Annotated in this window: 14 protein-coding genes; 3 read left to right on the forward strand and 11 right to left on the reverse strand. The window is 62.3% G+C overall.

What is annotated here, in order from left to right:
- Nucleotides 1–12 precede the first annotated feature (12 nt).
- The 4 genes from nrdR to ACE3PP_RS06445 all read right to left on the reverse strand — a co-directional run bounded on the left by nrdR (nucleotide 13) and on the right by ACE3PP_RS06445 (nucleotide 3,601).
- Nucleotides 13–471 (reverse strand): transcriptional regulator NrdR, encoded by a 459-nt coding sequence (nrdR, locus tag ACE3PP_RS06430; RefSeq protein ID WP_320501545.1) that lies wholly within the window; start codon nucleotides 469–471, stop codon nucleotides 13–15.
- Nucleotides 472–499: 28 nt separating this feature from the next.
- Nucleotides 500–1,804, reverse strand: a complete 1,305-nt coding sequence (gene glyA, locus ACE3PP_RS06435) for a serine hydroxymethyltransferase (protein WP_374379382.1) — start codon at nucleotides 1,802–1,804, stop codon at nucleotides 500–502.
- Nucleotides 1,805–1,875: 71 nt separating this feature from the next.
- Nucleotides 1,876–2,307, reverse strand: coding sequence for a ribose 5-phosphate isomerase B (gene rpiB, locus ACE3PP_RS06440; protein ID WP_374379384.1), 432 nt, complete (start codon nucleotides 2,305–2,307; stop codon nucleotides 1,876–1,878).
- A 127-nt stretch (nucleotides 2,308–2,434) separates the two neighbouring features.
- Complete coding sequence (locus ACE3PP_RS06445) at nucleotides 2,435–3,601, reverse strand: branched-chain amino acid ABC transporter substrate-binding protein (protein ID WP_374379387.1); 1,167 nt, start codon at nucleotides 3,599–3,601, stop codon at nucleotides 2,435–2,437.
- A gap of 257 nt (nucleotides 3,602–3,858) precedes the next feature.
- On the opposite strand from ACE3PP_RS06445, the gene ACE3PP_RS06450 reads away from it, so the two are divergent.
- Nucleotides 3,859–4,932: an NAD(P)-dependent alcohol dehydrogenase gene (locus ACE3PP_RS06450; protein ID WP_374379389.1), complete on the forward strand. Its 1,074-nt coding sequence runs from the start codon at nucleotides 3,859–3,861 to the stop codon at nucleotides 4,930–4,932.
- Nucleotides 4,933–5,018: 86 nt separating this feature from the next.
- On the opposite strand, the gene ACE3PP_RS06455 is transcribed toward ACE3PP_RS06450, so the two are convergent.
- From ACE3PP_RS06455 to ACE3PP_RS06485, 7 genes are all read right to left on the reverse strand, one after another.
- Nucleotides 5,019–6,152: a branched-chain amino acid ABC transporter substrate-binding protein gene (locus ACE3PP_RS06455; RefSeq protein WP_374379392.1), complete on the reverse strand. Its 1,134-nt coding sequence runs from the start codon at nucleotides 6,150–6,152 to the stop codon at nucleotides 5,019–5,021.
- Nucleotides 6,153–6,315: 163 nt separating this feature from the next.
- Nucleotides 6,316–6,654: a DUF6867 family protein gene (locus ACE3PP_RS06460; RefSeq protein ID WP_374379395.1), complete on the reverse strand. Its 339-nt coding sequence runs from the start codon at nucleotides 6,652–6,654 to the stop codon at nucleotides 6,316–6,318.
- Between the two features lie 2 nt (nucleotides 6,655–6,656).
- Complete coding sequence (locus ACE3PP_RS06465) at nucleotides 6,657–7,367, reverse strand: ABC transporter ATP-binding protein (RefSeq protein ID WP_374379398.1); 711 nt, start codon at nucleotides 7,365–7,367, stop codon at nucleotides 6,657–6,659.
- A 9-nt stretch (nucleotides 7,368–7,376) separates the two neighbouring features.
- A complete protein-coding gene (locus ACE3PP_RS06470) occupies nucleotides 7,377–8,216 on the reverse strand; it encodes an ABC transporter ATP-binding protein (protein WP_374379400.1) in 840 nt (279 codons plus the stop codon).
- Nucleotides 8,213–9,766: a high-affinity branched-chain amino acid ABC transporter permease LivM gene (gene livM, locus ACE3PP_RS06475; RefSeq protein ID WP_374379403.1), complete on the reverse strand. Its 1,554-nt coding sequence runs from the start codon at nucleotides 9,764–9,766 to the stop codon at nucleotides 8,213–8,215. The genes ACE3PP_RS06470 and livM overlap by 4 nt, the downstream gene beginning before the upstream one ends.
- Nucleotides 9,767–9,770: 4 nt before the next feature.
- A complete protein-coding gene (locus ACE3PP_RS06480; protein WP_374379406.1) occupies nucleotides 9,771–10,733 on the reverse strand; it encodes a branched-chain amino acid ABC transporter permease LivH in 963 nt (320 codons plus the stop codon).
- Nucleotides 10,734–11,023: 290 nt separating this feature from the next.
- Nucleotides 11,024–11,281, reverse strand: coding sequence for a hypothetical protein (locus ACE3PP_RS06485; protein ID WP_374379409.1), 258 nt, complete (start codon nucleotides 11,279–11,281; stop codon nucleotides 11,024–11,026).
- 135 nt (nucleotides 11,282–11,416) lie between these two features.
- Here ACE3PP_RS06485 and ACE3PP_RS06490 point away from each other — a divergent pair, with 135 nt between their 5' ends.
- On the forward strand, nucleotides 11,417–12,610 hold the full coding sequence (locus tag ACE3PP_RS06490; protein ID WP_374379412.1) for an acyl-CoA dehydrogenase: 1,194 nt from the start codon (nucleotides 11,417–11,419) through the stop codon (nucleotides 12,608–12,610).
- Nucleotides 12,611–12,764: 154 nt separating this feature from the next.
- Nucleotides 12,765–12,962, forward strand: a 198-nt coding sequence (locus tag ACE3PP_RS06495) for a polysaccharide biosynthesis protein (RefSeq protein WP_374379415.1), incomplete at its 3' end; no start/stop codon positions are given.

The following is a 12,962-nucleotide window of genomic DNA, read 5'->3' on the forward strand; positions in this document are numbered from 1 at the left end:
TCGGTATGGGCTTTAATCGTTCTCGCCACCGAGCTTGCCGATGAAGGTCTCGAAATCCTTGGCTTCGCGGAAGTTGCGATAGACCGAGGCGAAGCGCACATAGGCCACCTTGTCGAGGCTGGCGAGAGCGTCCATGACGGCCTCGCCGATCATCGAGGTGGGGACTTCGGTTTCGCCGGAGCTTTCGAGGCGCCGGACGATGCCGTTCACCACCCGCTCCAAGCGCTCGGCATCGACCGGGCGCTTCCTGAGCGAGGTCTGCATCGAGCGCATCAGCTTGTCGCGTTCGAAGGGTTCACGCTGCCCATTGCTTTTCACCACCACCAGCTCGCGCAGCTGCACGCGCTCGAAGGTCGTGAAGCGGGCGCCGCAATTGCCGCACTGGCGACGGCGGCGGATCGCGGCGTTGTCGTCGGTCGGCCGCGAATCCTTCACCTGGGTGTCTTCATTGCCGCAAAATGGGCAGCGCATTTGTCCCCTCTTCCCCCTTTAGGCCCGATTACCGGTTCGGGTAGATCGGGAACTGGCGGCACAAGGCTTGAACTTCCTTGCGCACTTCAGCTTCCGTCGCCGAGTTGTTGTCGGGATTGGCCGCGAGCCCATCCAGCACGCGGCAGATCAGTTTGCCGATCTGACGGAATTCGCCCGTACCGAAGCCGCGCGTCGTGCCCGCGGGCGTACCCAGACGGATACCCGAGGTGATCATCGGCTTTTCGGTGTCGTAGGGAATGCCGTTCTTGTTACAGGTGATGCCGGCGCGGTCGAGCGCATGTTCGGCAGCCTTGCCGGTGAGCTTCTTCGGCCGCAGATCGACCAGCATCAGATGGTTGTCGGTGCCGCCGGTGGTGATGGCGTAGCCGCCTTCGATGATGGTGTCGGCCAGCACCTTGGCATTATCGACGACCTGCTGGGCATAGACCTTGAATTCCGGCTTCAGCGCTTCGCCGAAGGCCACGGCCTTGGCGGCGATGACATGCATCAGCGGACCGCCCTGCAGGCCCGGGAACACGGCCGAATTGATCTTCTTACCAATCTCTTCGTCATCGGCGAGGATCATGCCGCCGCGAGGGCCCCGCAGCGTCTTGTGCGTCGTGGTGGTGACGACATGGGCATGCGGGAACGGGCTTGCGTGCACGCCGGCCGCCACGAGACCGGCAAAGTGCGCCATGTCGACCATGAAGATCGCGCCGATCTGATCGGCGATCTTGCGGAAGCGGGCGAAATCCCAGAAGCGCGGGTAAGCGGAACCGCCGGCGAGGATCAGCTTGGGCTTGTTCTCAAGCGCCAGCTTCTCGACTTCGTCCATGTTGACGGTGAGGGTCGCCGGATCCACCGTGTAGGAAACGACCTTGAACCACTTGCCCGACTGGTTGGCGGGCGAACCGTGGGTCAGGTGACCGCCGGCCGCGAGGTTAAGGCCCATGAAGGTGTCGCCCGGCTGCAGCAGCGCCATGAAGACGCCCTGGTTGGCTTGCGCGCCGGAATGCGGCTGCACGTTGGCGAACTTGCAATTGAACAGCTTCTTGGCGCGGTCGATCGCCAGTTCCTCGGCGATGTCGACATATTCGCAGCCACCGTAGTAACGGCGCGACGGATAGCCTTCGGCGTACTTGTTGGTGAGGACGGACCCTTGCGCTTCCATGACGGCGCGCGAGACGATGTTTTCCGAGGCGATCAGCTCGATCTGGTCGGCCTGACGGGTGAATTCCTTGCCGATCGCGTCGAAGATCGCGGCGTCCTGGTCGGCCAGGGGCTTGTCGAAGAAGCCCGGCATCGGCTTGTAGTTCTTGGTATCCTTGTTCATGTCCTCTAACCTTTCCTGGCCATCACCCGGCGCCTTCAAGCGGCTGCCGATCTTAAAACCTGTCCCAAATCCTAGCTGAACTTGGCGACGCGATTTTGGTGACGCCCCCCTTCGAAATCTGTCTCAAGAAACACCCGCAAACAGTCTTTAGCGACATCGGGACCGGTGGTCCGGCCCCCTAGGCAAAGGACGTTGGCGTTGTTGTGCTGGCGCGAGAGCTTGGCTGTCAGATGATCGTGGCAAAGGGCCGCCCGCACATGCTTATGGCGGTTGGCCGCCATCGAGATGCCGATCCCCGACCCGCAAACCAGCACACCGCGCTGAACCGTGCCGGCCGCCAGAGCTTCGGCCATCTTGCCGGCGAAATCCGGATAGTCGACCGAGGCCGGGCCGTCGGTACCAAGGTCGAGCACATCGAAGCCGAGCTGTCCAAGCTCTTGCTTCAATTGCGTTTTCAGCTCAAACCCAGCATGGTCGCTGGCGATTGCGATCTTTTCCGCCATCTTTCCGGCCCAACATACGAAATACCGGGTCCAGCGGCAGGCCGCGGCTCCGGAAGGGCGCTACCATATAGCCGGGGCGGGGTTTCAGCCAACCACAATCTATGCCGGGAGAGGCCGTTAACCGGGCCTATTGCCGGACGGCAAGGCCGTCCTGCCAGACATACCAGATATAGTTCGGCGCCGTGAGATCGCCCTTCTGGTCCCAGCTGAGGTCGCCGAGCACGGTTTTGACGCTGTTCTGGCGCAGATATTCGGCAAGCTTGGCGGCATCCGTGCCCTTGGTCGCCTCGGCCGCAGCGGCAAAAACCTGGATCGCGGCATAGGCGTTGAGTGAATAGTTCGAGGGCTGAATGCCGGCGGCCTGAAGCTTGGCCACCACATCGGCCGCCTCCGGCCGCTCGATGGCGGGGGCGAAATCACTGAAGCGGACACCGCTGCCCCGCCCTTCCGAGAAGGACCAGAATTCGGTGTTGTTGAGGACATCGGGACCGACCACCTCGGTCTCCAGCTGGGCCACACGCATGCCCCAGGTCAGGCGGCCGATATCGTCGTGATAGGCGGCGACATAGAGCAGGCGCGGCTTCACGTCCTTCATCTTGTTGATGAGGCCGTTATAGCTGGTCTGACCTTGCACGAACTCGCCCTGGATCACCGGTGCGATGCCCTTTGCCTTGAGCCTGGCGATGAGGCGCGCGGCAATGCCCTTGCCATAGATGCTGTTGTCGCTGACGATTCCGATCCGCTCGCCCGCGAAATTGGCGGCAATCCAATCGGCGGCAAAATCGCCCTGGCGATCGTCCCGGCCGACCACGCGCAGCAATGTGGTGATTTTCTTCTGCACGGCGATATCCGTGACCAGATCATTGGTCGATGAGGGCGTTATCTGCAGGACATCGGCCGGGCCGTAGACTTCGCTGCCGCGAATGGTCGAGCCGGAGCAGAAATGACCGTCGACGAAGACGACACCCTTGCGCACCAATTCGGTGGCGGCACGGCTCGCATCCTCGATGCCGCAGCGATCGTCCGCCTCTTCGAGAACCAGCTTGCGACCGAGCACCCCGCCGGCCGCGTTGAGGTCGGCCACCGCCATCTCGGCACCCTGGCGCATCTCGAGGCCATAATCCTTAAGATCGCCGGAGAGCGGCGCCGCGAGCCCTATGGTGATTTGCCCATCGGCATCCGCCGCATTGCGCGCCGACGCCGCGTCGGCGACGACCTTCGCCTTTTCGGCTGCGATTTCCTCCTGCGTCGGGCCGCTGGGGCCGGCGCAGGCCGACAGCAAGAAAGCCGACATCAACGACGCGAGTAAAAGGCGGCCGGCTGTCACAATTTTAGAACCTTCAAGACGTCTCCCCTGCCGCCTACGATTAATGAGCGATCGAGCCGGGCGCAAGAGGCTGCCTGACGAATTGAATGATGATCGGGCTGAGGGATAGGTTGGAAACTGACAATCGCAAATCGATTGATCCAGGTCAGCCCGGCTCCCCTGGCGCCACGCATGATGGGGATGCCCGATGAGTCGTGACGAAAGATTTCTAGAAGGAGAGGCAGATGCCAAAGATGAAAGCCGCCATTTTCGTGGAACCGGGGCGAATCGTACTGGATGAGAAGCCCGTTCCGGACGTTGGCCCGCTGGACGCCCTGATCCGCGTCACCACGACGACCATCTGCGGCACCGACGTCCACATACTCAAAGGTGAGTATCCGGTGCGCAAGGGCCTGACCATCGGCCACGAACCGGTCGGCATCATCGAGAAGTTGGGCTCGGCCGTGCAGGGTTACAAAGAAGGGCAGCGGGTCATCGCCGGCGCGATCACGCCGAGCGGTCACAGCAATGCTTGCCTCTGCGGCTGCCATTCGCAGGATGGCGCCGGCACGGCGCATGGCTGGAAGGCGATCGGCGGCTGGAAATTCGGCAACACGATCGACGGTGCCCAGGCCGAATATCTGCTGGTGCCGGATGCGATGGCGAACCTCGCCCCCGTGCCCGAGGGCCTGAGCGATGAACAGGTGCTGATGTGCCCCGACATCATGTCGACCGGCTTCAGCGGTGCGGAAAGCGGCAAGGTCCGCATCGGCGACACGGTCGCCGTCTTCGCCCAAGGCCCGATCGGCCTCTGCGCCACGGCGGGTGCCAAGCTCTCTGGCGCAACGACCATCATTGCCGTCGACAGCATCGCCAAGCGGCTGGAGATCGCCCGGCATATGGGCGCCGATCACGTGGTCAATTTCCGCGAACAGGATCCAGTCGAAGCGATCATGAAGATCACCAACGGCCGGGGCGTCGATGTGGCGATCGAAGCATTGGGCACGCAGGCGACGTTCCAAGCTGGCTTAAGCGTCATCCGCCCCGGCGGTACGCTTTCCAGCCTCGGCGTCTATTCGAGCGACCTCACCATTCCACTCAGCGCCTTTGCCGCCGGTCTCGGCGACCACAAAATCATCACGACGCTGTGCCCCGGCGGCAAGGAACGCATGCGGCGATTGATGGATGTGGTTGCCGCACAGCGCGTCGATCTGAAGCCATTGGTGACGCACCGCTTCAAGCTCGATGATATCGAGAAGGCCTACGACCTCTTCGCCAACCAGCGCGACGGCGTGCTGAAAGTTGCGATCGTGCCGTAAGGGCACGACTGGCCGAATACCACGCACAAACAAAAAGCCCGGGCATTGAGCCCGGGCTTTCTTCATCAGCTCCTAAGAGCGGATGATCAGTTCAGCGGCTCCTGGATGGCCTTGCCATCGTGCCAGACGTACCAGGCGTAGTTGACCTTGGTCAGGTCGCCCTTGGCGTCGAAGCTGAGGTCGCCGATCGCGGTCGGGACCGGACCCGCACGCAGAGCTTCCGCAACCTTGGCACCGTCGGTCGAGCCGGCCTTGGTCGCCGCAGCGGCCCAAGCCTGGATCGCGGCGTAGGAGTTCAGCGTGTAGCCTTCCGGCTCGTAATTGTCGGCGCGGAACGACGCCACGACATCCTTGGCGGAGTCGAGGTTGACGGCCGAAGCGCCATCCGAGTAACGGAGGCCTTCGCCGGCCGGACCGGAGATCGACCAGAACTCGGCGGTGTTGAGCGCGTCGGCCGAGATGAACGCGGCTTCGAAGCCCTGCTCACGCGCCTGACGAACCATCAAACCCACGTCGTTGTGGTAGCCACCGATGTAGACGGCGTCGATCTTGGCGTCCTTCAGCTTGCTGATGAGCGCCGAGAAGTCCTTTTCCTTGGCAGTGTAGGTATCGCGCACCGCGACCTTGCCGCCGGCGGCTTCGAAGTTCTTCGCCGTTTCATTGGCGAGACCCTGACCGTAGGCCGACTTGTCGTCGAGGATGGCGATGTTCTTGCCGGGATAGGTCTTGGCCAGCCACGGACCGGCGAACACGCCCTGAGCGTCGTCACGACCGCAGGTGCGGAAAATCGTGTTGATGCCCTTGGCAGCGGCGTCTTCGGTCAGCGCCGGGTTGGTCGAGGCAGGGGTGATCTGCACGATGCCTTCTTCGGCATAGACCGCCGAAGCCGGGATCGACGAACCCGAGCAGAAGTGACCGGCGACGAAAGCGACGCCCTTCTTCACGAGGTCGTTGGCAACCTGCACGGCCTGCTTCGGGTCGCACTGGTCGTCGCCGATCTCGAGCTTCAGCTGCTCACCATTCACGCCGCCCTTGGCGTTGATGTCGGCAACCGCCTTTTCAGCGCCGCGCTTCAGCTGTTCGCCGAACGCCGCGAGCTCACCGGTCATCGGACCGGCAACGGCGATGGTGATGTCGGCTTGAGCCGACGACACGCCGCCGAACGCACCGATAGCCAACACGGCGGCAAGCGCCGTCGAGCCAATCAGAGTCTTGAACATAGATCCCTCACATAAAGCCTGAGTTTCACTTACCCCTGCGGTCTTCCGCCGCCCGGTTAAGCTGGCAGCATCTTCCCGCCTTACTACAGCCGGGTCAATCCAATCCGGCTGCAAAACTCCGTGATCCGCCGTAACGACACCTGATTCCGGCGTTTTGCCGCACTTAACCAGCGGTTGTATCCTTGGCACGCCACGTAAAGAGGCCGGCGCGCTCGAACAGCCAGGGATATTGGCTGACCATCTTTCGTACCTGTGTCAGGCGGTAGGCCAGCAAGGCAAAGCCGATGATGACCGCCGCATTGAGCAGGATGGCAAAGGGATTGAAGGGTGGCGCCTGGAAGAGCGCCCAGGCAAAAAACCGCTCGGCCGCGACCAGGGCGACACCATAGACGATATTTTGCCAGATCGGCCGCCAGGTCTCGGCGATGGCCTGCCCCATCAGGAAAGCGGCACCGCCGAAAATGAAGACGGTGACGATCAGGAAGACAAAGATTTCCTTCATCCTTAATGTCCTCCCTCGAGATAGGCGGCGCGGACTTCCGGATTGGCCAGCAACTCGGCGCCGGTGCCGGACAGGGTGATCTGACCGTTCACCATCACATAGGCGCGGTGCGCCAGCTTCAGCGCGTGGTTGGCATTCTGCTCGACCAGGAAAACGGTCATACCCTGCTGCTGGTTGATCTCGCGGATGATGGAGAAGATCTGCCGCACGATGATGGGTGCGAGGCCCAGCGACGGCTCGTCGAGGAGCAGCAGGCGCGGCCGGCTCATCAGCGCGCGGGCGATGGCCAGCATCTGCTGCTCGCCACCCGACAGCGTGCCGCCGCGCTGGCCGGCGCGTTCCTTGAGGCGCGGGAAGATCGCGAAGGCGCGTTCGACATCCTGATCGAAGAATTTCGCCTCGGACGTGATGGCACCCATGCGCAGGTTTTCCATCACCGTCATGCGCGGGAAGATGCGCCGACCTTCGGGCGATTGGGCGATGCCCATCCGCATGATTTCGAAGGTCGGCATCTGAGCGATGTCCTTGCCTTCGAAGATGATGCGGCCGGACCGCGCGCGCGGCGTGCCGCAGATGGTCATGAGCAGGGTCGATTTGCCGGCACCGTTGGCGCCGATGAGGGTCACGATCTCGCCTTGGCGGACGTCAAGGTCGACGCCCTTCAGCGCTTCGATATGACCGTAAAACGTATGAACGCCTGAAATCTTGAGCATCGCGTCCGCCTATTCCGTGTCTTCTTCGCCGAGATAGGCGCGGATGACGGCCGGATCGTTGCGGATCTCGGCCGGCGTGCCGTCGGCGATCTTGCTGCCGTAATCCAGCACGACGATGTGGTCGGAAATGCCCATGACGACGCTCATATCATGTTCAATGAGCAGGATGCCGATACCGAACTCATCGCGGATGGAGAGCAGCAGCGCGTTGAGCTCGGCCGATTCCTTCGGATTGAGGCCGGCCGCCGGCTCGTCGAGGCAGAGCAGAACCGGTTCGGTACACATGGCGCGGGCGATTTCGAGGCGCCGCTGGTCGCCATAGGGAAGGCTCCCCGCCGGATCGTCGGCAACGCGGCGCAGATTGACCCGGTCGAGCCAGCCGATCGCCAAATCGCGCGCCGCCTCTTCCGCATGGCGGAACGCAGGCAGGCCGAGAAGGCCCAGAATGGTCCAGCCGGAAGCACGCATCAGCTTGTTGTGCTGCGCCACCATCAGATTCTCGAGCACCGACATGCCGGGAAAGAGGCGGATGTTCTGGAAGGTACGCGCCACCTTGGCCTTTTGGCCGATGCGGAACCCGTCCATCTGTTCGAGGAGGTAAGGGGCGCCACCATCACCATCACGATTACGCAACGCGATGCGACCGACCGTCGGCTTGTAGAAGCCGGTGATGCAGTTGAAGAGCGTCGTCTTACCGGCACCGTTCGGGCCAATGACGCCGGTGATCTGCCGTTCCTTGGCCTGGAAGCTCACATCGTTGATGGCGACGAGGCCACCGAAGCGCATGGTGAGACGCTCGACCTCAAGCAGCGCGCCCTCATTGAGGCTCTGAAGCGACCGGGCGTTCATTGCGCCGCCCCCGTCTTCTTGGCTTTGCCCGAATTCAGGAGGATCGTCGGGATGCGGAAGGAGAGCAGGCCCTTGGGCCGCAGCAGCATGATCAACACCATGACGCCGCCGAAGACCAGCATGCGGTAGAGCGACAGTTCGCGCAGGGCCTCGGGAAGGCCGATGAGCAGGATCGCCGCCAAGGCAACGCCCACCTGGCTGCCCATGCCGCCGAGAACGACGATGGCGAGGATCACCGCGGATTCGATGAAGGTGAAGCTCTCCGGGCTGACGAAGCCCTGGCGTGTCGCGAAGAACGAACCGGCGAAACCCGCGAACATCGCCCCCAGGGCAAAGGCCGTGAGCTTGGTGTTGGTGGGATTGATGCCAAGCGCGCGGCAGGCGGTTTCATCTTCGCGCAGCGCTTCCCAGGCCCGGCCGATCGGCATCTTGCGCAGGCGGATGGTCACGAAGTTCGTGATCAGGGCCAGTGCGATGATAACGTAATAGAGGAAGTAGATGCGGTGCACGGGGCTGAAATCAAGGCCGAACAGCGTGTGGAAAGCTAGCTCGCCCTCCTTCGGGTTGCGCTCGAACGGCACGCCGAAGAAATCGATCTTGGCGATGTTGCCGATGCCGTTCGGGCCGCCGGTGAAGACCTGCCAGTTGACCAGGATGATACGGATGATCTCGCCGAAGCCCAAGGTCACGATGGCCAGATAGTCGCCCCTCAGCCGCAGGACCGGGAAGCCGAGCAGCACGCCGAAGCTGGCTGCAAAGACGCCGGCCAGGGGCAGGCTTTCCCAGAAATTCAGCCCCAGCGTGGTCGAGAGCTTGGCATAGGTGTAAGCACCGACCGCATAGAAGGCGACGTAGCCGAGATCGAGGAGCCCTGCGAGACCGACGACGATGTTGAGCCCCCAGCCCAGCATCACATAGGTCATCACCAGGATGAGGCTGTCGACCAGCTTGCGATCGCCGAACGGTGTCCAGGGAAGGATTAGTGCCACGATGATGAGGATGGGCCCCAGAATGCCGGAGAGGTTGCGGGCGAAACGTTGCTGCTTCGCTTCGGCCTCTTCGCGTGCCTCAACGGTCTGCAGCCCCAGCGCCTTCTTGCGGCGCGCTTTGGCAGCGGCCGCGAAGACGAAGAACGCACCGAGGCCGAAGATCACATTCACCATCGGCTGCTCGAACGGCAGGAAATCCGGCTGCAGCGGATCGGGCGTCACGAGGAATTCGGTGTAGACCGGGAGTTCGAGCACACCGAGCACGCCGGCGCCGAAGAGATAGAGGAAGCCGATACCGCCCAGGATGATCGCCGGCAGTGTCCGCTCGAAACGCGTCAACGTCAGCAGGAAGCGGCCCGCCGGGATGAGGAGCACCGCCCAGACGACATCGCTGTAGCGCGTGACATAGCTCATCGGCTGGCCCTGCAGGACCTGGGTCTGATAGCCGACCATCAGCCAGCCCAGCAGGAAAACGAGGATCGCGGTGAAGACGGTTTCCTTGGCTGCCTCGACGAGGGGCGACGGTGCCTTGGGTGCTGTGGAAAGGGTCATGTCGGTCATGGCGTCAGACCTTTTCCACTTCAGGCCGGCCGAGGAGTCCGGTCGGGCGGAAGATCAGCACCAAGATAAGAACTCCGAAAGCAGCGACATCCTTGTATTCAGCAGAGAAATAGTTCGACCACATGGCTTCGATCAGACCGATGAGAATGCCACCCAGCATGGCGCCGGGGAGCGAACCGATACCGCCGAGCACCGCCGCAGTGAAGGCTTTGATGCCGGCGACGAAACCCATGTAGAAATCGTTGTTGCCCCAATAGAGCGTCACCATCATGCCGGCGACGGCGGCAAGCCCAGCGCCCATGACGAAGGTGAGCGAGATGGTGCGGTCGACATTGACGCCAAGCAGGGAGGCCATCTTCATGTCTTGTTCACACGCACGCTGGGAACGGCCCAACGCCGTGCGGGAAATCAACAGGGCAAAACCAGCCATCAACACAATCGTCAGCACGAAAATGATGATCTGCATATAGCCCAGCTGGACGACGAAAGAGCCATCCGAACGGGTCATCAATTCGAAGCCGCCACGAATAATCGGTTCGACCGGTTTCGGGCGTGGCCCCTGCAGCAACTGCACATAGTTCTGCAGCACGATCGACATGCCGATGGCGGAAATGAGGGGTGCCAAGCGCGGTGCGCCGCGCAACGGTCGGTAGGCGACACGCTCAACCATCCAGCCATAGGATGCCGTCAAGACAATTGCCACCACCAGCATGATGAGGAGCTGCAGGGGCACCCAGCTGATTCCAAGCGTACCGCACAGCAGCAGCACAATCATCGCTTGGAAGGCACCGATCATATAGACGTCGCCATGGGCGAAATTGACCATGCCGATGATGCCATAGACCATCGTGTAACCGATGGCGATGAGCCCGTAGATGGATCCGAGCGTCAGCCCATTGATCAATTGCTGGACGAAGGGAGGAAATTTATCGTCCAGAAACGGCGATAAAGACAGAAACCAATCCATCTCGCGCGCAGTCTCCTCTGCCCCCGGGGCCAAGGCGGCCCCATCACGTTGCCTTGGGCCAATCGGCCCACCAAGTGCCGTATGCCAGGGAGATGGTCGGAAAGGGCAATGCCCGATACCGGCACGCGGAACCGAGACCCACATCCGGGCTCCGGTCCATTCGTACCGACGTCACGTCAAACGAAAGGCCCCCATTCCGGCCGCTTCTCGCAGGGTCGTTAACCACCCTGTCGGCATGCAGCTCGTCATTTCGGCGGACCCTATCGCGACAATCAGGGGGCTACAAGGTGTTATTTGCGTTCGCCGGCCGTTCCATCGGCGGCTGCGCCGTTTCGCCGGGCCAGCACGAATTTCAGCTTGCGGATCGCCGCCTGGGCCGCCTGATGCTGCGGCAGACTCGCCGGAACGGGAATCGAAACCTCGGTCAGGGTCGCCGGGTCCATGGCCGACACCTTGACGTATGCGCCGACCTGGTGAAATTCGATGATGTAGCCGTCGTCGGACAAGATCGGTGCCCTTTTGGGATCAGGTTCGGCAGCGCCGCGCATGGCTCGCATGCATCGGGGGCGGACCTCACCCCACAGCACATGCGCCCTAGGCGGCCGGCGGGTCTGTCGCCCGCCGAGCCTGCATGATATAGCATCGCCGCCCGCCAGGAAATTAACGCCTTTGGAGTACGAAATATGAGTTCCCGCCAGGCCAAGCCAGAGTTCAAGTGGGAGGATCCCCTCCTCCTCGATCAACAGCTCTCTGAAGAAGAGCGGCTCGTGCGCGATACCGCGCGCGCCTATGCCCAGGACAAGCTGATGCCCCGCATCGTCCAGGCCAACCGGCATGAGCGCTTCGACCGCGAGATCATGAACGAGCTTGGCGAACTCGGCCTTCTCGGTTCGACCATCGATGGCTATGGCTGCGCCGGAACCAACTATGTCTCCTACGGCCTCGTCGCCCGCGAGATCGAGCGCGTCGATTCCGGCTATCGCTCGGCCATGTCGGTTCAGTCGAGCTTGGTCATGCACCCGATCAACGCCTACGGCACCGAGGAACAGCGCCAGAAATGGCTGCCGAAGCTCGCGACCGGTGAGATCGTCGGCTGCTTTGGCCTCACCGAGCCGGATCACGGCTCCGATCCGGGCGGCATGAAGACCCGCGCCAAAAAGGCCGATGGCGGCTATATCGTCACCGGCGCCAAGATGTGGATCACCAATTCGCCGATCGCCGACATCGCCGTCGTCTGGGCCAAGACCGAGGATGATGTCATCCGCGGCTTCGTCCTGGAACGCGGCATGAAAGGCTTCTCGACCCCGAAGATCGAGGGCAAGTTCAGCTTGCGCGCCTCGATCACCGGCGAGATCGTCATGGACAATGTGTTCGTGCCGGAAGCCAATCTTCTGCCCAACGCCAAGGGCCTCGGCGGGCCGTTCGGCTGCCTCAACAATGCGCGCTACGGCATTGCCTGGGGCGCACTGGGTGCAGCCGAATTCTGCTGGCACGCGGCGCGGCAATACACGCTCGATCGCAAGCAATTCGGTCGTCCGCTCGCTGCCAATCAGCTGATCCAGAAGAAGCTTGCCGACATGCAGACCGAGATCGCCCTTGGCCTCCAGGCTTGCCTCCAGGTCGGGCGCCTGAAGGATGGCGGCAATTGCCCGCCGGAAGCCATCTCGCTCATCAAACGGAATTCCTGCGGCAAGTCTCTCGATATCGCCCGGACGGCCCGCGACATGCACGGTGGCAACGGCGTTTCGGACGAGTTCCATGTCATCCGGCACGTCATGAACCTCGAGGCGGTCAACACCTATGAGGGTACCCATGACATCCACGCCCTGATCCTGGGCCGGGCGCAAACCGGATTGCAGGCCTTTACCGGCGCCTGAACCGCCTGGATTTGACCTTCTTTCCGAGGGGCGCGCTTTTGTCGCGCCCCTTTTTCTTTGTCATGGGCCCGCCGGCGCCAGTGCTGATTGACACCACGCCTGCCCGCCGATACGCCCATGACATCCAGTTCCTCCATGAAAGCGGCAACGAGACATGTTTGAGACGGCACTCCCGGATTTGAACGGGAAATCGATTCTTGTGACGGGTGGGACGGGCTCGTTCGGGAAGGCGTTCATCCGGCGCGTGCTGAAGGACTGGAAGCCGAAGCGGCTCATTGTGTTCTCGCGCGACGAGCTGAAGCAGTGGGAGATGCAGCAGGATCTGGCGCCGGAGAAGTATCCGGCGCTGCGC

Source organism: Dongia sp. (assembly GCF_041910485.1).
GTDB lineage: Bacteria > Pseudomonadota > Alphaproteobacteria > Dongiales > Dongiaceae > Dongia.